At 50.7% G+C, this 18743-nt stretch carries 20 protein-coding genes; 12 read left to right on the forward strand and 8 right to left on the reverse strand.

Annotated features, from left to right (window positions below; genetic code table 11):
- Nucleotides 1-2: 2 nt before the first annotated feature.
- The 4 genes from EQG79_RS14455 to EQG79_RS14470 are packed head-to-tail and all read left to right on the forward strand — an operon-like array spanning nt 3 to nt 2865.
- The gene (locus tag EQG79_RS14455; protein WP_077919716.1) at nt 3-239 is read left to right on the forward strand and encodes a hypothetical protein; all 237 of its coding nucleotides are present in this window, start codon (nt 3-5) and stop codon (nt 237-239) included.
- Nucleotides 223-501, forward strand: a complete 279-nt coding sequence (locus EQG79_RS14460) for a hypothetical protein (RefSeq protein ID WP_077919717.1) — start codon at nt 223-225, stop codon at nt 499-501. Before EQG79_RS14455 ends, EQG79_RS14460 begins: the two co-directional genes overlap by 17 nt.
- Nucleotides 498-1124, forward strand: a complete 627-nt coding sequence (locus EQG79_RS14465) for a hypothetical protein (RefSeq protein ID WP_077919718.1) — start codon at nt 498-500, stop codon at nt 1122-1124. Before EQG79_RS14460 ends, EQG79_RS14465 begins: the two co-directional genes overlap by 4 nt.
- Complete coding sequence (locus tag EQG79_RS14470; protein ID WP_077919719.1) at nt 1096-2865, forward strand: hypothetical protein; 1770 nt, start codon at nt 1096-1098, stop codon at nt 2863-2865. The genes EQG79_RS14465 and EQG79_RS14470 overlap by 29 nt, the downstream gene beginning before the upstream one ends.
- 492 nt (nt 2866-3357) lie before the next feature.
- Here EQG79_RS14470 and EQG79_RS14475 read toward each other — a convergent pair whose 3' ends face one another.
- Nucleotides 3358-5781 carry a TonB-dependent receptor domain-containing protein gene (locus EQG79_RS14475; protein ID WP_129602145.1) on the reverse strand — a complete coding sequence of 808 codons (2424 nt, stop codon included), beginning with the start codon at nt 5779-5781 and terminating at the stop codon, nt 3358-3360.
- Nucleotides 5782-5933: 152 nt separating this feature from the next.
- Between EQG79_RS14475 and EQG79_RS14480 the strand changes: the two genes are divergently transcribed.
- Entirely contained in the window at nt 5934-6563 is a 630-nt protein-coding gene (locus EQG79_RS14480; protein ID WP_077919721.1) for a DedA family protein, read from the forward strand.
- Nucleotides 6564-6648: 85 nt separating this feature from the next.
- Nucleotides 6649-8055 carry an Omp85 family outer membrane protein gene (omp85, locus tag EQG79_RS14485; RefSeq protein ID WP_236648599.1) on the forward strand — a complete coding sequence of 469 codons (1407 nt, stop codon included), beginning with the start codon at nt 6649-6651 and terminating at the stop codon, nt 8053-8055.
- A 69-nt stretch (nt 8056-8124) separates the two neighbouring features.
- On the opposite strand, the gene EQG79_RS31290 is transcribed toward omp85, so the two are convergent.
- The 4 genes from EQG79_RS31290 to EQG79_RS14500 are packed head-to-tail and all read right to left on the reverse strand — an operon-like array spanning nt 8125 to nt 10556.
- Nucleotides 8125-8274 (reverse strand): EamA family transporter, encoded by a 150-nt coding sequence (locus tag EQG79_RS31290; protein ID WP_236648601.1) that lies wholly within the window; start codon nt 8272-8274, stop codon nt 8125-8127.
- Nucleotides 8275-8293: 19 nt separating this feature from the next.
- Nucleotides 8294-8533, reverse strand: a complete 240-nt coding sequence (locus EQG79_RS31295; RefSeq protein WP_240699354.1) for an EamA family transporter — start codon at nt 8531-8533, stop codon at nt 8294-8296.
- 44 nt (nt 8534-8577) lie between these two features.
- Nucleotides 8578-9849: a sensor histidine kinase gene (locus EQG79_RS14495; RefSeq protein ID WP_077919723.1), complete on the reverse strand. Its 1272-nt coding sequence runs from the start codon at nt 9847-9849 to the stop codon at nt 8578-8580.
- Nucleotides 9846-10556, reverse strand: a complete 711-nt coding sequence (locus EQG79_RS14500) for a response regulator transcription factor (RefSeq protein WP_077919724.1) — start codon at nt 10554-10556, stop codon at nt 9846-9848. Before EQG79_RS14500 ends, EQG79_RS14495 begins: the two co-directional genes overlap by 4 nt.
- A gap of 646 nt (nt 10557-11202) precedes the next feature.
- On the opposite strand from EQG79_RS14500, the gene EQG79_RS14505 reads away from it, so the two are divergent.
- Entirely contained in the window at nt 11203-11577 is a 375-nt protein-coding gene (locus EQG79_RS14505; protein ID WP_129602147.1) for a nuclear transport factor 2 family protein, read from the forward strand.
- A gap of 72 nt (nt 11578-11649) precedes the next feature.
- Here the strand turns inward: EQG79_RS14505 and EQG79_RS14510 are convergent, their stop codons facing one another.
- Both EQG79_RS14510 and EQG79_RS14515 read right to left on the reverse strand, forming a co-directional pair.
- A complete protein-coding gene (locus tag EQG79_RS14510; protein ID WP_077919726.1) occupies nt 11650-11946 on the reverse strand; it encodes a hypothetical protein in 297 nt (98 codons plus the stop codon).
- A gap of 51 nt (nt 11947-11997) precedes the next feature.
- Nucleotides 11998-12453: a hypothetical protein gene (locus tag EQG79_RS14515; protein ID WP_077919727.1), complete on the reverse strand. Its 456-nt coding sequence runs from the start codon at nt 12451-12453 to the stop codon at nt 11998-12000.
- Nucleotides 12454-13363: 910 nt separating this feature from the next.
- Between EQG79_RS14515 and EQG79_RS14520 the strand changes: the two genes are divergently transcribed.
- The 5 genes from EQG79_RS14520 (at nt 13364) to EQG79_RS14540 (ending at nt 16178) form a co-directional block, all read left to right on the forward strand.
- Entirely contained in the window at nt 13364-14290 is a 927-nt protein-coding gene (locus EQG79_RS14520; protein WP_161492708.1) for an ArdC family protein, read from the forward strand.
- 64 nt (nt 14291-14354) lie between these two features.
- Nucleotides 14355-14942, forward strand: coding sequence for a hypothetical protein (locus EQG79_RS14525; protein WP_077919729.1), 588 nt, complete (start codon nt 14355-14357; stop codon nt 14940-14942).
- Entirely contained in the window at nt 14939-15166 is a 228-nt protein-coding gene (locus EQG79_RS14530; protein WP_077919730.1) for a hypothetical protein, read from the forward strand. The genes EQG79_RS14525 and EQG79_RS14530 overlap by 4 nt, the downstream gene beginning before the upstream one ends.
- Nucleotides 15163-15633 (forward strand): JAB domain-containing protein, encoded by a 471-nt coding sequence (locus EQG79_RS14535; RefSeq protein WP_077919731.1) that lies wholly within the window; start codon nt 15163-15165, stop codon nt 15631-15633. The genes EQG79_RS14530 and EQG79_RS14535 overlap by 4 nt, the downstream gene beginning before the upstream one ends.
- A gap of 11 nt (nt 15634-15644) precedes the next feature.
- On the forward strand, nt 15645-16178 hold the full coding sequence (locus EQG79_RS14540; RefSeq protein ID WP_077919732.1) for a hypothetical protein: 534 nt from the start codon (nt 15645-15647) through the stop codon (nt 16176-16178).
- Between the two features lie 387 nt (nt 16179-16565).
- Here the strand turns inward: EQG79_RS14540 and EQG79_RS14545 are convergent, their stop codons facing one another.
- Nucleotides 16566-18062: a hypothetical protein gene (locus EQG79_RS14545; RefSeq protein WP_077919733.1), complete on the reverse strand. Its 1497-nt coding sequence runs from the start codon at nt 18060-18062 to the stop codon at nt 16566-16568.
- Between the last annotated feature and the right edge of the window lie 681 nt (nt 18063-18743).

Below are 18743 nucleotides of genomic sequence, written 5' to 3' on the forward strand. Positions count from 1 at the left end.
TGATGTCTTCTAAAGCCGACCTGATCAGTATTACCCTCGACGAGCAGGACGAGCCGGTGCTCGAGTTTACCCATAGCGAGACCGATACCACCCTCGATCAGAAACTGCTGGGCAAGCTGCTGCGCCAGATTCACCGCCAGGGCATTGAGCTTCACCTGGTTCGCCATTACACCGACTCAACCGAACGACCGGTCTGGGAGTACCAGATTCGCGCCCTTCCTCATGACACTAACCGCTGATCAACTTACCGAGCTGGAAAGCATGGCCGGCTTTTTTTTCGTACCCGACGAAATCGCCATTGTCCTGGGCGTCGACGCCGTTGCGCTCGAGGACGCCCTGGACGATGAAACCAGTCCCGCGTACCGCGCCTACCAGCGGGGCAAGCTGAAATCAAAACTTGAACTCCGCAAGTCCATCCTGACGCTGGCCAAACAAGGCTCGGGCCCGGCCCAAACGCTGGCCATTCGGCTTCTGGATGATTTGGAGGCCCGCCAGCCATGAACAACGATCTCGCCCTGACCAACTTACCGTCCCGCTTCGAGGATAAATTTGACCGGATCGTCAAGTATTACCGGTGCCAGTTACCCGACACCGATCCTAAAAAGGTCAAACTCTCCCGCGATCTCGCCGAGCAGCTGAGCCACTGGATTACCATTCACGCCCTACTGTCGACGGGCCGGTATCCAAAAACCAGCCAGCAGCTCAACGCCATTCTGAAGGCTATCCCCGGCATTTCGGCCCGCACGGCGCGCAACTACCTGGACGATACCCGCCGTTTTTTTGCGATTCAGGACCAGCCGAACCTGGCCTACGAGCGGGTCATGCTCATTGACGAGATGCGGGATGATATGCGGCTGGCTAAAAAGAAGGGGGATTTACGAAGTCTGGCCGCCCTGCGTCAGATCTATATCAAGCTAATCGGCGCCGACAAGCCGGAGGACCCTGTCGAGAATAAAACGGTCATCAACATTATCAACTTTAACCCCGAGCAGCTGGGTGGCCAGCAGATCAGCGACGAGCAGCTGACCCGGATGATTGATAAGATGCTGGCCTTGGACAAGAAAAAAACGGAAGAACTGTTCGACGATTTCGAAGATGTCAGCTCCCCCCAAACACCTGCCTGATCGCTATAAGCTCGATGAGTTGGTGACGTCCGATCTGCAGATCGCCGTTCGCCTGGCTCACGTGGGCCACGACGCCCACAGTCTCGCCGACGATGTCCAGGCGGTTCACCGGCACTTCAACAAGCCGCAGCTGCGCTCGATGCTGGTCGGGGCTAACGAGGAATACGCCGTCTGGGGGCGGGGCACCGGTAAATCAGAAGGGTTGATTGCACCCCGAACGTTTCGAAACGTGGAAGTCATGCCTCGGGGGCATGGCTGCTTTGTGGGCTCTACCTACCTGCAATTGCTCGAACGCACCCTGCCGCCCGTCATCAAAGGCTGGGAACAGATGGGCTGGGTCAGGGGTCGTGACTTCTGGGTACGGGAACGCCCACCCAAAAAACTCAATGTGCCCCAGCCGATCGTTGGCCCAATCACTACCGAGCATTGCATCTTTTTTCGCAACGGGGCCGTGGCGAGCATGGTCAGTCAGGACCGACCCGGCTCAGCCAACGGCAAAACCGTGCACTGGATCGCCGGCGACGAAGCCAAATTCCTCGATAAAGCCAAACTTGACAATGAGCTGCTACTCACCAACCGGGGCGACGAACGGTATTTTGGCGGCATCCCCGAGTTTCATAGTCTGCTGTTTTGTACCGATATGCCGACCTCGAAAGCGGCCATGTGGATCCTGGAGGAAGAAAAGCGCATGATTGCCCAGTCTAAAGAGTTGGGTTTCGACCGGATCAAAGCGATTTTAGACCTTCGGACCAAGATTTACGCACTCTACGAAGGCTTGATTGCCTACCCGGGCAAGCGGGCCTCAATCCTGAAAAAGATCCAGACCTACCAAACCCGCTGGGATGCGATCCGGAGCAACACGGTTTATTTCTCGGAGGCCTCCACGCTGGACAATATCCACGGCTTCGGTGCCAAAAACATCGCCCGTCTGCGGGAGAAACTGCCCCCCTTCATCTTTGAAACGGCGATTCTGAACCGGCGTCCATTCTTAACGGAAAACGCGTTTTACCCGGATCTGGACGAACATCACTTTTACGACGAGATTGACTATGGTTTCATCGATAGCTTTGACTTCGACCAATTTGGGAAGGGTCTCTTTGAGGATAGCCGAAAAGACGCCGATGTCGACAAATACCGTCCGCTGGACGTGGCGCTCGATTATGGGGCTCATATAAACCCGCTCCTGGTAGGGCAACCCCACGGCCGGGACTATCGGGTATTGAAGGAAATGTACGTGCGCCACCCGGACCGGGTCGTTGACGTGGCCCGAGCGTTCTGCCGCTATTATAAACACCACCCGGTTAAGGTCATTAATTACTTTTTTGACCATACCGCCATCGGCACCAGTGCCACCAGCGCCACCAGTCCCAAGGACGTTTTCGCCGAATACCTCATGAGTGAAGGCTGGACTGTGGAAGACCGCTACGTCGGTCACACTCCTGAACCCGCCCAGCGCTATGAACTGTGGGGCCGGGCCTTGAGGGGTGGGGATGCCAGGCTGTTTCGGGTTGGCTTCAACCGGAATAATACCGAGTTCGTGCGGATCTCGATGCAGCAGGCCCAGATTGCCCAGGGCAGTACCGGCTTCCGGAAGGATAAAAAAGATGAGAAGAACCATAACCTCGACCAACGGGAAACCACCCACTTCTCGGATGCAGCCGATACCCTACTGTACGGGGCGCACCTGCTTCACCGCTTCGAATCGGATAGCCGTTCCTTCGATGGCGTGTTTATGAGTTAATCGTCCCAACCCTTGCGGTGCGCAGGCCGACCTAACCGGTCAGCCCTCCTTTTTAGCTTGCCTCTTTAGGGCATCTTTGGTTTTTCGGCGGAAAGGGCGATAATTCGTTGTTTAGGAATATTCGGATTACAAACTCAAACCCTTTGTTGAAACGAGATGTTGATTTTTGGAAGTAGCCCCTCTTTCGGATAACAAGTTGAGAAAATAGACCTGAGAAAAGAACGGCGGCTGGTAATAAGTTTTGTGATATTGGATAAACTGGCGTTTAAAATGATGAATATCGAAGGGTATGGCAAAAATTACCAGTAACCTATGGGACGAAGTTGTGCTTTTCAAAAGCATTGCGTTAACCCTATTTTATGTGAATAGCGTCTCTGCTGAAGTATTTACCGGTAACCGATGCCAGAGTACCAAGCCTGAAATAACAACTTGGCCAATTGAAGCACTAGTTTACGTCGAACCGCGTCACTGGTGAGGCTGGTCCGTTTTAGGTTAAAACTTATACCCATAGCCAACCCTCACCACCTGCGTTTCGTAATAGTCGGTGCTGACGTATCGGAAGCCGTCGCCCTGCACCTCGCGTCGGATACGCAGTGTGTTGGCAATATCCGTCGCGTTGATAAACAACTCGCCTTTGCCCTTTTGGATTGCTTTTTTCAAGCCTACATCGATGGAGAAACGGGAGTCGATGCGGCCCTGCGGCACCAGGTCAGGGGCTAAATAGATGGCCGTGAACTGCGCATCGAGCTTTCCTCCTAAGTGAAACAGGCCGTTGACTTTCACGTTCCCCGAAAACAACTGTTGCCGCTCCGCCGAAAACGTGTTTCGGACCGGATATAGATTGACCACCGAGAAGGCATCGATGGTATTCCGGTAGCCATTCAGGTTCAGATTGACCGTGGCCCATTTTGCAAAGCGTTGGGATAGGATCAATTCGACCCCACTCAGGCGACTGCGACCGGCATTCTGAAAAATATTGTAGATCAGGGTGCTGCCAGGGACTATACTGCTGATACGGGTAATGGTGGCCTGCATGGCTTTGTGGTAGGCCGCCGAATACAGATACCCACCGTTCCAGTTGGTCTTGTAGCCCAGCTCGTACGAACTGGTGAATTGCGGACGCAGGCCTGGATTCCCTACTTTGATGATTTCGGCATCGTCGTACTTGGGAAAAATTCGGATGTCCACTTCGTTGGGCCGGTCGACCCGGCGCGTGTAGAAAAGAGACAGTCGGTTATTGTCATTGAGCTTGTAGGCCAGTCGCAATGTCGGGAAGGGTTGCCCATACCGGTAGCCGTCGCTCTTGTACGTGTTGTGGTTCGGGTTTACCTCGTACTGCAAATCCACGTATTCGACGCGCAAACCGGCTTCTACCTCTACTCTCTTCGTTTCGATCAGGTAGTTGCCGTACAGAGCCGGTATCCATTCGCGGTAGGTGGCCGCTCCTCCGGCGTCGACATCCAGCGGGGAGTTCAGACCCGGAAAAAACTGCATATTGGTGGGAATCCACCGGCGACGAAACTTAACCCCGGTTTCAAGTCGGCCGTAAGGCAGCGGCTGCACATAATCGACGGTCAGGTCGGCTACGTTTTCATCCGACAGGAGTTTAAACGAATCCTGGCCCGTGTAGGTGGGCAGTATGTTGGTGAAAAAGTATTTCTCGTCTTCCCGGTGGAATGTGTAGTTGAAACCCGCGTTGAGTAACCGGCCCGGTTGTTTGAACTTGTGCTGCCAGTTCGCCGATGCCGTAACGGTCGTTTTCAGTTCATCTTCCAGAAACTGCCACAGCCGCAGCCGCTCCGAGAGCGTGCCGTCGAAGAACGGTTGGTCGCCCCGGTCGGTGATTTTCTCGCTGCTGAATAATCCCGATACCGTCACCGTATTGGCCGCGTCGACAAACCAGTCGATGCCGGCCTTGCCCGTTAAGATGTTGGTGTTGCGGTTTCGTTTGAGTTGCTGGCGAACGACGGTGCCGTCGTTATAAAACCGGTCGGCAAACTCGTTTTTGTTCAGCGTTTGTGTGTAGAGGTTGTCGCCCTGAAAAAACAGGTTGACCTTGTTTTTGCGGTAGTTGAGCGAGAGCGACGGATTGATTTTGGGCGTGTTCCGGTACTGGGGCCGGATGGTCGGGTAGTTTGCCTGTTTCTCCCAGAGGGCACCCACGGCCGCAGCCAGGCCTACTTTACCGTTGAAGCCTTCTTTCTTTTCTTTTTTGTAGATGATGTTGATGATGCCCGCGTTCCCGTTGGCGTCGAATTTAGCCGATGGATTGTTGATGATTTCGACCCGGTCGATGGCTGAAGCCGGAATGTTTTCCAAGCCGGATTGACCGCCAAAACCCGTCAGGGCGGTCTGTTTCCCGTCGATTAGCACCATCACCTGCTTACTGCCCCGCAGTTGGATCTGGCCATCCTCACCCACGGTCACGCCCGGCAGATTTTTCATCGCTTCCAGGGCCGAGCCGCCTGCCTGGCTGATGTTCTCGCCCACCGTAAAGGTTTTCTTGTCCATCGTGCCCGCAACGGCTTCGGGCCCGGCGGTCACGACCACTTCGCTCAACTGAGCCACTTCTTCGGTCAGCTCCAGCGTACCCACGTTCAAAAATTCGCTCAACTGCCCCACCAGTACGGGCTGAAGGCGGGTCCGGTAACCGATGTAAGTCGTTTTCAGCAGGTAGTTGCCCGGTTTAACGCCCGCGAGGGTAAATAGCCCTTCTTCACTGGTGATGGCTCCCGTCACGAAGGCGCTGTCGCTCGGGGTCAGCAGGGTTACGTTCACGAAGGGCAGGAAGACTTTGTTTTTGGCTTCTTTGACAGTCCCCGATAGGGTTACGTTGGTCGTTTGCGCCAGAGCGACAACGGCCGTCGTGCCGACGATAAACAGCGTCCGGTAAACAGAAGAGAGAATCGACTTCATCCGCTTAAGGTAATTGATTACTCAAACCTAACGACCAATTCGGGAGCAATTCTGTAGCAGCCGACGGGCTATCCCGAATTGAGTTGTTACCGGAAGAACTTCAGAAAAACTTCAGATTCGCCCTCTTTTTTTGTCCGCATCAACACAACGCTATGGAAGCTAACGTCATGAGTATACTGGGCCTGAACACGGCCTGGATCGAGTGGGGCGGTACGACCCTGATTGCCGCGCTGGTGTTCATCGAAACGGGTTTTCTGCTGGGCCTGATCGTACCCGGTGGCGAAACGCTTTTGTTCACGGCGGGGCTGCTGACGGGCGTCGGTACGCTGCATTTGCCGGTTTTAGGACTTGTCGGCGTGCTGGTCGTAGCTGCCGTGGCTGGCGATCTGACGGGTTTTTGGATTGGCCGCCAACTCGGTGACCGACTCCGTCACCAGCCCGACACGTTCCTCTTCAAACGAGCCGACCTGGAAGAGTCCGACCAATTTTACCGCAAACACCCGAAGCGGGCCTTACTGATCGGTCGTTTCTTCCCGATCATTCGCACCTTCAATCCGCTACTGGCGGCCAACAGCGGCATGCCCTGGACCCGGTTTTTACTCCTGACCTCTACGGGCTGTATAGCCTATATCACCACCCTGGTGCTGGCTGGATATTGGCTGGGTGGGCGGTTTCCCGGGATCGGCCAATACGTGGAATACATCTTTCTGGGCGTAGTGGTACTGGTACTCGGAACGCTCCTCGTCAAGCGATTTCGCCGATCTGATAATGTACCCCAATAGCGGGTTAGCTGCTGTCTGCACAAGTCTGTAAGCAGTGACCAGTGGGTCTATACAACTTTCATAAATTCATTAATCAACTTACTCAATGAAAAGAATGCTTTGCTTTTTCGGTTTGCTGGGTGGTTTTACCCCACCGACACTGGCCCAAAAGACCGACACCTTGGTGATTGATAGCCTTTCGTTTATTCGCTCGAAGCGCATGTCGGAGGTCGATCTGGCCAAGAAGAGGGAAGGACGCTTTACGACGGGTCTGCCCGATTTATCGTCGGACCCGGTAACGGGGTTTGGCATCGGTATCCGAACCAACACCTACTGGAATGGCACCCGCGCCAACCCGCTCTTCGCCTATACGCCCTACCTGGTGAGGCTGCGCGCCAATGCATCGTACTATACCACCAACGCCCGCGAATTGACCTTTTCGGTGGATGTGCCGTACTATAAAGGATCGCGCTGGCGGTTTCGCGTGGATTTCAAGGCGCAGCAAAACCCGTCGAATCTCTATTTCGGATCAAGCCAAAGCACGCTGGGGCCCCTTCGTTTGCCCTCCGATCCGAACAAAACGTTCGCGACCTATGCCGCCTACGACCGGGCGCGCAGCACCCTGCGGCCTGGTCAGGCGGGCGAAGCCCCCTTCGTGAGCGATGCCTTATCGAACCGGTTTCGGGAAACCGAATTCATGCTCAATCTTAAAGCCGATTATGCCTTAGGTAAGGGCAAATGGCGGGTGATGGGCGGCTACGAGATCCAATCTTTAGCGTACAAAACGTTTCAGGGGACCGAAACGGATGCTATCGATCCCGTCTCGGGGGCGGAGACCAAAGCGCCCAACGGCACGTCCTTGCTGGCCCGTGATGCGCAGCAGGGACTGATTTTCGGCCTCGATGGGGGGCGGGTTTCCATCGTGCAGGGGGCGCTGATTTACGATACCCGTAACTTTGAACCCGATCCAACGCGGGGTATATATATCGAAGTGGCCAATGAGTTTTCTCACCGTGCTATCGGCTCCCAGTTCAATTTTGATAAACTGTTCCTCCAGGGGCGTATCTACCACCAACTGCCTGTCGGGTCGCGAACGGTGCTGGCGGGTCGGATTGGGGCGGGAACCATCTTTGGCCGACAGGCTCCCTTCTTCGAGTATCAGGATCAGTGGAGTCCCGACGGCAGTATTAATGCGCTGGGGGGGCGACAATCCCTGCGGGGCTACCGGGCCAACCGGTTCCTGGCCCGCTCGCTCGCCTTCACCAACGTGGAGCTTCGGGTTCGGCTGGCCGACCTGAAAGTTGGCCGACAAAATTTTGGGTTAGGGGTGGCTCCCTTTTTCGACGCGGGCACCGTGCGTGACCGCTGGCAGGACCTGGATTTTAGCAACATCAAGACATCCTACGGGGCTGGCGCCCGGGTGGCCTGGAACCTCTCGACTATCCTGTTCTTCGATTATGGCTTATCGAAAGAAGACCGGCTATTCTACTTTGGCATCGGGCAGATTTTTTAACCGGACCACCGCGGCACGGGACCGCTCCGGCGTACCAGATGTAGCGGAACCGTAGCCGGAAGTCTTGCTTTATGTCGGCCATACCAGCACCAGCAACCCGATCAAAATCAGCCCACCACCGATCAGCAACTTGGGTGTAACGGGTTCGCCAAGCAACGTAACCGACAGCAGGATCGTCATGACGATGCTTCCTTTATCGATCAGGGCGACATCTGACACGCGGCCAATCTGGATGGCTTTATATCGGACCGCCGACGCGGTAAAAAACCCACGACAGCGTGGTCGTCAGGCCCGATATGGCCAGAAAGCCGACGATGCGGCTGTCGAGCTGACCAACTTCCCGCACGTTCTGGAAACAGAGAAAGTTTAGTAGTACCAGCCCGAAGACGACCGTCGTCCGGACGGCTAATCCCAGGTCCGAACTAATGTCCTTGAGGCCCAACTTGGCGACAACGGCCGTTAAACCGGCAAAGAGCATTGAAATAAGACTGTAAATGACCCAGGTAGGCATAGTCAGTTTTACTAATGAGGAAAATAAACCGAGAAGCTGTGTATTTGCGCTAACTCATCAAATTGATACTGCACGGTCATGCCGTGGCGTTCGGCGATCTGGCGAACCAGGGCTAACCCTAAGCCGGTCGATTCGGGTCGATTGGGGTTCTTGACAAACCGGTCAAAGAGTTGGTCGGACGGAAACGGCAACGGCAGACCGACATTGACGATATTGAAAAAGGTCTTCGTCAAGGTCATTTCTGCACAGGTGGCAGGCAGGGCGTGGATGGTCGCATTTTTAATCAGATTGCTGAATAACACCTCGGCCAGATACGGATTCATCGGCCGAATAACATCCGGGGTGATTCGGCTTACCCAACCTAACTGCCGGTGGTGGGCGTAGGAGGAGAAGTTATGGTGCAGTTTTTGGGCGAGGGCGCTCAGGTCGACGGGTTGCTGATCCAAAAACTGGTTGTTGTCGATCTTGGAGAGCAACAACAAACTTTTGTTGAGGTGAACGAGTCGACCAATGGCCCCCTGGGCCTGTTCCATATACTCGACCTGCTGCTGGGTCAACGGTTCGGTCGCTAAGAGCCGATCCAGCAGCGTGGTGACGATGGACAGGGGCGTTTGCATCTCGTGGGCGGCGTGGTCGGTAAACTCTTTCTGAGCGACGTATTGCCCGTGCAGATTCCGGCTCATATCGTTGAGGGTACGGCCTAATTGACTAAACTCGGTAATTGTGCTGTCGGGAAACGTAGCCGGAGTTTGGGCATCGAGCCGGTAGTTACGAAGTTGATCGATCAGTTGGTAAAAAGGCTGCCACAGTCGACGGGATACCCAGCTAGTCAATCCCAGCAATACCCCCAGCAGGCCCAGGAAGCCGACGATGATAGCCACTGACAACAACTGGGTAATTTCGATAAACTCCCCAATCACCTGCTTTACCACCACCAGGTACGAGCGGTCCGCCACCTGTACGGTGGCCGTTAGTCGGCGGACCGGAACCAACTGCTTCTCGCGCCGGTCGTATTCCAGCGTATCCGAAAATAGGGGCTTCAGAGTATAACCAGGGGCTATTTCTTCCACGTGGGGATTGTCCAGCAAATGCTGCCCCTCGGGCATTGGCCGATCAGTTGTACTCAATTGCTCCTGGACAAAGAGCAAATCGCTGGTGAGCTGCTCATCAATCTCGTAGCGGACCACTCGGCTGATGAGGGTGTGAAACAACCAACCGCCCCCGATGGCCACCGGAACGGCCACCAGCACCAGATACAGCAGGGTTTTACGGAGCAAACTCATGGTGCTGTGGAGAACATATACCCCGCCCCGTACCGGGTTCGGACATAATCGGGGCATCCGGCGTCTATGAGTTTACGACGCAGATTTTTGATGTGGGTATAAAGAAAATCGTGGGAATCGGCCCCGTCCATGTGGTCGCCCCAGACGTACTCGGCAATGGCCGCTTTCGTGAGCAGCCGGTTTGTATTGGCCAGAAAAAACAGTAGCAGGTGGTATTCCTTTTCTGTCAGGTCGAGGCTGCGCTCCTGGACATTCACCCGGTGCGCGAGCGGATCGACTGTGATGTCGCCGTAACTAATGAGGTTGTTTCCCCCGAAAAAACGTCGGCGCAGCACGGATTTGATGCGGGCGTTGAGTTCGGGCAGGTGAAAGGGTTTGGTGATGTAATCGTCCGACCCCAGTTCCAGCCCTACTAATTTATCGTCGAGCGAATCTTTAGCGGAAATAATAATTAGTCCGGGCTGGGCCATTTGCGCAGTAGTTGCCTTTGCAGACCGGTCGTTGCCCTTTAGTTGTCGAATCAGGTTCAGACCATTCCCATCGGGCAGGCTAATATCGACTACCAGGCAGTCATAATCATAATCGTTGAGGGCCTGGGTAGCTTTAACAAAACTGGCGGCCGTCGTCACCACGTACCCTTCCTCTTCCAGAAATTGCCGCATGGCGATCAGCAGGGCGGGTTCATCTTCGACCAGCAGAATTTTCATGGTTTAAACGTTTGATCAAAGATGAACCTGAAATCTGAAGAAATTCTATAGCAGCCGCGTATTGGACTGAACGCTCTACCGTTACCGAAAGAATGGGTTGTCCTTTGCTCACATACTATCGAACAGCTGACGGATGTAGTCGACTTGCTTTTCCATATCATTTTTCGATGACTACGGATCAGTGTTGACAGATAGTAAAAGGGCAGCCTGGTGCTCAAAATGCACATTCTCAATAAACGCTCTTTTAGAAGAATAGAATAATCGATGAATAATTGATCAACATAATAATGCGTTTTCTTTCCCTTTCAAACGTACAATCGGGCTTGTTTTCAGAGCTTGTGTGCGGCTCACCCCTCGGAAAATTCTCTTTACATGTGTGTAGTTATAGAAGGGGTCTGCGATAAGTGTAAACTCACTGTGAGGCAGGAGGTTGTATTTTCCCAAGACCCGTTCTATAACTGATGCTATGTAGAGGTAGTAGATAAAGATAAGTTCGCACGATATACCAGTCATACTATTGGAAATGTGAAAGACTGTCACTACTCGCTTAACCTCAACATATACTAATTAATTATCAAGTCACGCCGATTATGCTTAAGGGTGATACAAGTCCATTTTTGTGGGAGAAACTAACAAATAGTTATGTATGAACCCGTCGAAGCAGATTCAGGAGATGGAGAGAAGACTCCTCAAAGCCATGCTTGCCAGTGATGTGAGTGAACTTGATTCACTTATATCGGACCAAGCTGTTGTTGTTGGACCAGATGGACGATTATCAAATAAGATTGACGATGTAGCTGCTCATCGGGATGGTTTACTTCGTATTCTTACAATGGAACCCCAAGAGGTAACTATTCAACTTATCTCTGAAGGAGTGGCTATTGTCTTTGCACTTATGAAAATGCAAGGAACCTACCAAGATCATGCCTTTAGTGGTCGTTATCGCTACACTCGTGTTTGGCATAATCAGGGCAGAGGTTGGCAAATTTTTGCGGCTCACATTAGCCCAATGCCAAGTTGATATTTTTTTGATACCTTCACCTCGCTTAGAATAGCCACTATATAAGTGGCAATATATTTGCTAAGTAAGCTTTTATATACCTGACAAGTATCGAAGAAGATACGAGATCCGACGAATATCAATGTTTGACGGTATGTAGTCATCATCGGCTTCAACTAGCATCTTTAGCTCAATTACTGCATCATGTAATGAACCCATATCATGATGGCTTGGCTCAGTTGATACGTTATAAAGAGCTTCCTGCTCAATGTTCCAAAAGTAGTCTTGGCTTATCAAAATCTCTTGGCCAGAATAGAGTTGCTCTACATAAACAGCAACAACTTGAGTGAGTAGCGTCTGCAAGTCATTACGACTTATAGTTACTTCCATTATTTTCTGTTGTATAATCAAACACTATGTTAATCTAAAGGAAAGCGCAACTCAATTCTTCTTCAAGATGATCTTGATTTCATGCTGCTTCCCTGGAAATAAATAGCCGTCATATTGGTAACCCGGCGTATTGTTAATCCCTGTGTCGGGAATGGAAGCTTGAATTGTATCGACTGAATAGGACTGCCCCTGAACGTCAAAGTAGTAAGCCCATTGCAGTTCATAACCCAGGCCATCCAATCCCCCCGATTTTAACAAGCCTTGATAGGAAAAAGTCCCGTTCTTATCAGTGCGAATATCTTGACGAGATACTGGATTAGTAACGCCAAAGCCTGTCCCTTTTTTGCCGACTACACTTAAGGGGTAACCCTCAACGGGTTCTCCCGTGTTGAGTTGAACCGTTCCTGTGATGACCGTTCCTTTTTCAACGGCCTTGATGCCACAGCTTAGGCTAGTGGTGAGTATGGCCACTAGCAGGCTATACTTCACCGCTTTTATAGTTTCCATCTTATAGAGACCAGGAAAAGGGTTTAAACGTTGGAAGCCTATTGTATAATCTATTAACAAACGTATTCATAAATTATATCTCTGTCTTCTTGCACAAAGCATTACCTCGTAGGTTTCTGCCAATTGTTTTACCCTGTGGGTCAATCGGTACTGAAGCAGTGTAGCTCGACTAACATACTTCTTCAATGGATCGGTAATCTCAGATGTATTGATCACACGATTCCATAGTAAACGGAATAGGTATTTTAGCCGAAAGTGACCAAAATTATCCCTTCTACGTAGTAGGTTATTGACAGTGATGCAACTCCCCTACTTGCTCAGCAATTCGCAAAACACACTGATCCCTACGATTATATATACCACTCGAGTTGTCGATACCTAGCTAGCGGACCTGTTCAAGTAGGGCACTTTGAGAGGCCCAGGCCTATTAAGCGGACCTGTTTGTGTAGGGCGTAACCGCCCATAGTAGCACAGTCTGCCCCCCTTCATATACCGCCCCTACCCCCACCCCTGCAATTGCATTTCGGCTCAGTGCGTGGCATTGGGGGGCACTTCGTCCCAAACGCGAAGCGTGCACCAAATAATCGACTTAAGCGCCTGAAAGACAATTAGTTAGACCTTTTCTAAATTGCAAAAATAAGTCACAAAGCGTTAGGAATTCCTAACACTTTGTATTACCTTTATATAGTGATAGTGAAGGAGTTAAGGGGAAAAATCAGGGGATTTTGGGCAGGGAGACCTACAGGATTTTGAATGGGTTGGCGGGTGATACCAGGTAGGCCGGTATCGGGCGGGTAAGGGGTTCGTTCTTTGATTTCTGGACAGATCAATGCTAGTCGGCACCACCGACGAACGGGCCTACACGGCCCAAATTTTAAAGTCAGTTACACACTTTCAATCAAAAAAAGACATGGAAACCACTGCCAAACGCGATCATTTCGCCGAAGTAACCGAGCGCATTATCAAGAGCCTTGAACATGGGGTTGTACCCTGGCATCAACCCTGGGGGTTTATTGAACCCGCACAGAATCATTTCACGGGCCACAAATACCGAGGTATCAATCAGCTGTTAATGCTAATTACCAATTATGAAACGCCCTATTTCGCCACCATTCGCCAGATCAACGAGGCCGGAGGGCGGGTAAAGAAGGGAGCCAAAAGCTCCGCCGTTTACTTTCACGATTGCATTTATAAAGACGCCAAAACGGGTGCCCGACTAAACGAGGAAGAAGCCCGGGCGCGACTGAAAGCGGGTGATAAAAACGTCAGTAAATACCCTTATATCCGCCTGTTTCCGGTTTTTAATATGCAGGATGTGGAAGGGTGCCCCGTTAAGCCAGTCAGCCACAAGGGAAACAGCGAAAATCAGGAAATAGCCGTTTGCGCTGACTTCGTCACGGGCTTAAACCTAGGGGAAAAGTTGCTAAACAGTCCCACCAGCGGACAGGCCTATTACAGCAAATCGAAAGATCGAATTCTCATGCCTGAACTTTCCCGCTTTGAGTCGTCGGAACATTATTACGCCACATTGTACCATGAATTAACCCATTTTACGGGCCACGCCAGCCGGTTAAATCGGGCCACGCTAACCGACGCGCTTAAGTTTGGCGATACCAATTACAGCAAAGAAGAATTAGTGGCCGAGTTGGGCGCCTGTTTTCTGTGCAATCGCCACGGCATCAATACGGCCTCCGTCGAAGATAACGCGGCCAGCTATATACAGGGCTGGTTAACCAAGTTACGAAAGGATAAGCGGTTTGTCTGGGACGCGGCCAGCGAGGCACAGGCCGCTTTTACGTTCCTAATGGATTGTTCAGAGCAAGCCGTAACCGCCTGATTACTTACCCGATCACTTTACCCAAGTTCAATTTTTTCAAATCAGTTTAATCACTTTCAATCAGATGAAAACGACCAACGCAACAACCAGCACCATCAACAGCGGTAAACCGGCATTTGGCATCAAGCCAACCGAACCCGTAGCCGTTTCTCAACTAATCGCCCAGGCTAAAGAAAAAATTAACCCCGAAGACGTCAAAACGCCAACTACCTACCCGATCCCAACTACTAAACCAGAGGTAGCCCCGCAGATAGAGCCAGCCGCTAAACCCGAGCCAGTACCAGCAACAAAACCGGAGTCAGCAGCAGCCCCCGAGCCGGAGCCAGCCCCCCAACCAATGGCCCTGATGCCTGTACGTAGTCGGTCCGAAGAAATTCAGTTTCAGGTGGACAAAGCCAACCGGCTACAACTGGTCAATACACAACTGGTTAACCTGAAAGGCAAACACGACGAACTAAAAGCATTTTCCTATACCGTAGATCAGAGCGAGGATAGCCGGTTTGGACGTCTGGTCATTTACGATGATGCCAACCGGGAGTTTGTCTGTAAAAATCACGGCTTGGCCGCTCTGGTGGTGGACTACCTGAAAGGGGTATTCTTGCAGAAAATTGACGAGAAAGAAACCGAATTTTTACGGGTGTCCAGATCGTGAGTGACTTTGATTGGCTGATTGTGGACGAGTTGCGCCGGGAGTTTCGGCGCACTCGTCCCCCGGCAAAAGCCATCCTCAACAACTATACCGCCGGCATTTTTCGACTGACCGAACCGCACCGCATCGGCTACCGCATTTTTTGGTATCCGTCGGGTTTAGTGCATCCTACTTCTTTCTGTCATCACCATACCCAATTCGACCTCGTCGAGATCTTAGACGTATGACTATTTTAAACGATTCCGTTACGCCCCGCTTTTGTGTGGCTGAAATTAAAGTAACGTATCAAGAGGACCGTTCTATCAAACGCGAACGGGTAACCAGTAGCCGGGATGCTTTTTATATGTTCCGTCAGCACTGGACCGACCAAATTAACCGACTGGAAGAGTTTTATATACTTTGTTTAAACCGAGCCAACGAGGTAGTAGGTATCTACCTCGTGTCAACGGGTGGAACCGCCGCCACCTACGTAGACGCGAAAGTTATTTTTCAGGTTGCTTTAGGCTGTCACTCGTCCAGCATCATTTTGGCGCATAATCACCCAAGCGGTAATATGAGTCCTAGCGCGCAGGATAAGGAGTTAACCAAAAAGTTTAGGGAAATTGGCCGGTTGCTTGATTGCGTCGTACTCGATCATTTGATTCTTGGGCCTGATCAAGACCGGTATTTTTCATTTGCTGACGAAGGCATTTAATCCCTACGACTATGCCCTATTTCGCCCGGATCAGTAGCCAGTTACGGCCAGCCAACCAGCTACAGCACTATCTACTCAGGCAGGTAGAAACCTACAATCACACCCTGCTACATGACCCAGACAGCTTACTCGCCATCCTGCAAAAATGTACCGATACGGCAAACTATACCTATCGCCGTTGCAGTCCGCAGACGTTGGGGGTTAACCGGGATCATACGACCAAGGAAATTAGAAGCATTTCAGCAGGAGGCTTATTTGCTTTCCACCTTTACAAGGTTGCCCGAACGCTCCACGAGTCAGCACCAGTCTCCGAGCCAACGCCAGTACCCGAGCCGGAACCAGCGCCGGATATAGTCTACAAACGGTTTGCCATTTTCGACGGCCGCGACAGTGAGAAGATCAGCTCACTTCAGCCACTCGACTACTTTACCCCTGAGGTGCAAAAATTACTCATAGCGGATAAGGTTTGGAAAGTCTACGAGAACATTTTAGGCATTCCGTTTGCCGAAGAATATGGAGGAGCCAAACAACATGCCCGCCCCTAGTCCCTTGTTTTGGGCCCCTCTTCTGCCCATTTTAGCGCCGATCTGCCCAAAAGATATGTCCATCCTGGCAAGGTCTGTAACGAACGTTACAGACCTTTTTTTTGACCTATGCAACTAAAAATATAGTTTCGACAAGCAAAATTTTTACTTTCTTTTTTCTTGGTAAGAAAGTAACAAAGAAAACCGCCCGGATCTACCCCACCCTCGGCACGTTGCTGACGCCTGCTTTTCTGGATTGATGCAGCTTCCACAGCCGATTTACCTATGCTCCCTTCTAGCAACTATGGACGTATTTTGAGTTAATATGAATTAGATGAAGCTAGAAAGGCAGCCTATTGGGGCTGCCTTTCTAGCTTCATCTAATTGCGCTCTTACTGTCCGGCTTTATTATTGGGCCCGGACATTCAAATACTGGACTTCACTGATTTGACCACCATCACAATAGCTGGTGATCGTAACCTTGATGGTCCCATAACCCTGGTTCGAACTCCACTGAACCCCCACATAGGTCCCCCCTGTTATCGTCGTTTGCCCGTTAGAAAATGTTCCTGATAGTGAGTAGTTAGGATAACCCGAAGGAATGACTTGCCAGGTTATTGTAACACTACCCTCAATATTCTCGTACGAGCCAGCTACTCCGTACATAGCATACTGACCCGGTGACACGTTATCAGCTCCTGATATCGTAAAATAAGGCTTGCCCAACTTACTTAGATCAAACCAGCCGAACGCATCAGACTGTCTGGACTCGGTGACACCGGTATCATGGCACTGGCTTGTGACACGCATGCCGAGCGTACTGACGTTGTTTTGAGTTATTAAATTACCAGGTATATCAAAGTAGTTACCACTACCTATGTTCTCATAGATGACGTTATTTAAATCATTGTTGGCCGATATTTTCCAGATGAACTGAGTAGGCCCATTCGTACCATAACCAACAGCTGTATATCGTAGCCCAGCTCCCGGTACGTAGCAGCGGTAAGGGAAAGAAACGGTTGCAGGCGCGTCACATTTGGCTAACTCCTGCTGATCGCACTGACAAGAGGTAAAGGCCTGTATGGTTCCGTAGGCAGCGCCAATGATGGCGCCGATCGCTGAGCCTTTCACCAATATTGTCGCCCCCGATTTTACAATGGCTTCCACGCCACCAATGGCACTGCCCGTGGAGGACAACCCACTGATCGTGCCCACGTAGCAATACAGTTTAGCCCAAAATCCGCAAGCGGACGTGGAACGTGCTTTTGGTTCAGAAACGCCTTCTGATGCAGGCGCCTGTTCCAATCGATAAAGCAGGGCATATTTGACAGTTGACCGCTGATTCAGGACGTCACTTTTCTCGGATGGAGTCAAGACGTTATCCTGCATGATCTCCTTCTCGCGCTGCGCAAACCAGTCCCAGGCAGTTTGCATATCTGGTTGCGTAGCTAGCAGCTCAAGGAGCGAACGCTGCTGGTCTTTGATGATCTGACCCTGTCGCTGGGTATAGCTTTTCTGAGCAACCAAATCATCAATAATTTGGTCATGAGTCCAATGGTTGGCCTTTATCTTCGCCTGATAGGCGTCAAACTTAGCCTTGAACCCTGCTCGTTGATTGGCCGGCAAGTAGGTCAATGGATCAATAGTTGCGGAGTAATATTTAATGTGCCTCAACAGTACCTGACCGTGGGTATTGAAATTAAAGCCAGTTGTATCTCTAGCCCGGGCGTAGGCGTTATTTCTAGCCAGGATATCATCTAACGTAGTAGATCCATTGAGATTTAGGGGTGCTGGCCCCTGCTTGATTTTACTAGGAGCGAGTGAATTTATTTCCGTATTACAGGAGAGCGGTAACAGGATACATAACAATACCCATACCATTGACATTAGAGACAAATTTTTCATGATCTTGATGAGTTTAGAATTGAGTACTTGACACTAATTTCTAAGCATCGCAGGTGATGCTTTCCAGGCTTAGTAGCGCAGACCAGATCAATGAATAGCTAGAACAGCTTTTAGGAGGGTACCTGTAGGCGAGAGATGACTTAAAGTCTCAAAAAGCCAATCTCTAATTTTTACATATGTTGATGATTTAGCAGTGAAACGTTGAACCCCATCTCTGATCGTCAAAATATTACCAGGCTGTTTCCCTGCTAAACTACAACCGAATCGACTATTTGATTAACTTATTATACAATTTATAGGATTAATTATAAATTTATTTGAACTTATTTTATTCATTGTGGGATGCAGTTACACCCCTGCTCATTACTCAAATACTGTTTTTAAATCGAACAATTGAATTAATATATGTACTTACATGATTTTGAAGTACTGGTATTTGTCAATAAAAATTCTTTAAAAATTATAATTTTAATGTCTGTTATTCATTCATTACCAACTCGATTTACTAGTATTTGCCACCTATATTATTCGGACAACAGGACGTTGGTGGCATATCTATAAGCTCCCTATTATTCCAGATTGGTTTTCATGTATCTTAATCCTTAAACCTTCCCAAGCGGTGTAGTAGAATTACACTGGCCAGTCAACAGCCCGTCGTCAAACTGAAGAGCATCATCCAAA

Source organism: Spirosoma sordidisoli (assembly GCF_004138325.1).
Taxonomy (GTDB): Bacteria; Bacteroidota; Bacteroidia; order Cytophagales; family Spirosomataceae; genus Spirosoma; species Spirosoma sordidisoli.

Coding starts and splice junctions, on each gene's coding strand:
- EQG79_RS14455 (WP_077919716.1), top strand. CDS start 3: ATGTCTTCTAAAGCCGACCTGATCAGTATTACCCTCGACGAGCAGGAC.
- EQG79_RS14460 (WP_077919717.1), top strand. CDS start 223: ATGACACTAACCGCTGATCAACTTACCGAGCTGGAAAGCATGGCCGGC.
- EQG79_RS14465 (WP_077919718.1), top strand. CDS start 498: ATGAACAACGATCTCGCCCTGACCAACTTACCGTCCCGCTTCGAGGAT.
- EQG79_RS14470 (WP_077919719.1), top strand. CDS start 1,096: ATGTCAGCTCCCCCCAAACACCTGCCTGATCGCTATAAGCTCGATGAG.
- EQG79_RS14475 (WP_129602145.1), bottom strand. CDS start 5,781: ATGAAGTCGATTCTCTCTTCTGTTTACCGGACGCTGTTTATCGTCGGC.
- EQG79_RS14480 (WP_077919721.1), top strand. CDS start 5,934: ATGGAAGCTAACGTCATGAGTATACTGGGCCTGAACACGGCCTGGATC.
- omp85 (WP_236648599.1), top strand. CDS start 6,649: ATGAAAAGAATGCTTTGCTTTTTCGGTTTGCTGGGTGGTTTTACCCCA.
- EQG79_RS31295 (WP_240699354.1), bottom strand. CDS start 8,533: ATGCTCTTTGCCGGTTTAACGGCCGTTGTCGCCAAGTTGGGCCTCAAG.
- EQG79_RS14495 (WP_077919723.1), bottom strand. CDS start 9,849: ATGAGTTTGCTCCGTAAAACCCTGCTGTATCTGGTGCTGGTGGCCGTT.
- EQG79_RS14500 (WP_077919724.1), bottom strand. CDS start 10,556: ATGAAAATTCTGCTGGTCGAAGATGAACCCGCCCTGCTGATCGCCATG.
- EQG79_RS14505 (WP_129602147.1), top strand. CDS start 11,203: ATGAACCCGTCGAAGCAGATTCAGGAGATGGAGAGAAGACTCCTCAAA.
- EQG79_RS14510 (WP_077919726.1), bottom strand. CDS start 11,946: ATGGAAGTAACTATAAGTCGTAATGACTTGCAGACGCTACTCACTCAA.
- EQG79_RS14515 (WP_077919727.1), bottom strand. CDS start 12,453: ATGGAAACTATAAAAGCGGTGAAGTATAGCCTGCTAGTGGCCATACTC.
- EQG79_RS14520 (WP_161492708.1), top strand. CDS start 13,364: ATGGAAACCACTGCCAAACGCGATCATTTCGCCGAAGTAACCGAGCGC.
- EQG79_RS14525 (WP_077919729.1), top strand. CDS start 14,355: ATGAAAACGACCAACGCAACAACCAGCACCATCAACAGCGGTAAACCG.
- EQG79_RS14535 (WP_077919731.1), top strand. CDS start 15,163: ATGACTATTTTAAACGATTCCGTTACGCCCCGCTTTTGTGTGGCTGAA.
- EQG79_RS14540 (WP_077919732.1), top strand. CDS start 15,645: ATGCCCTATTTCGCCCGGATCAGTAGCCAGTTACGGCCAGCCAACCAG.
- EQG79_RS14545 (WP_077919733.1), bottom strand. CDS start 18,062: ATGAAAAATTTGTCTCTAATGTCAATGGTATGGGTATTGTTATGTATC.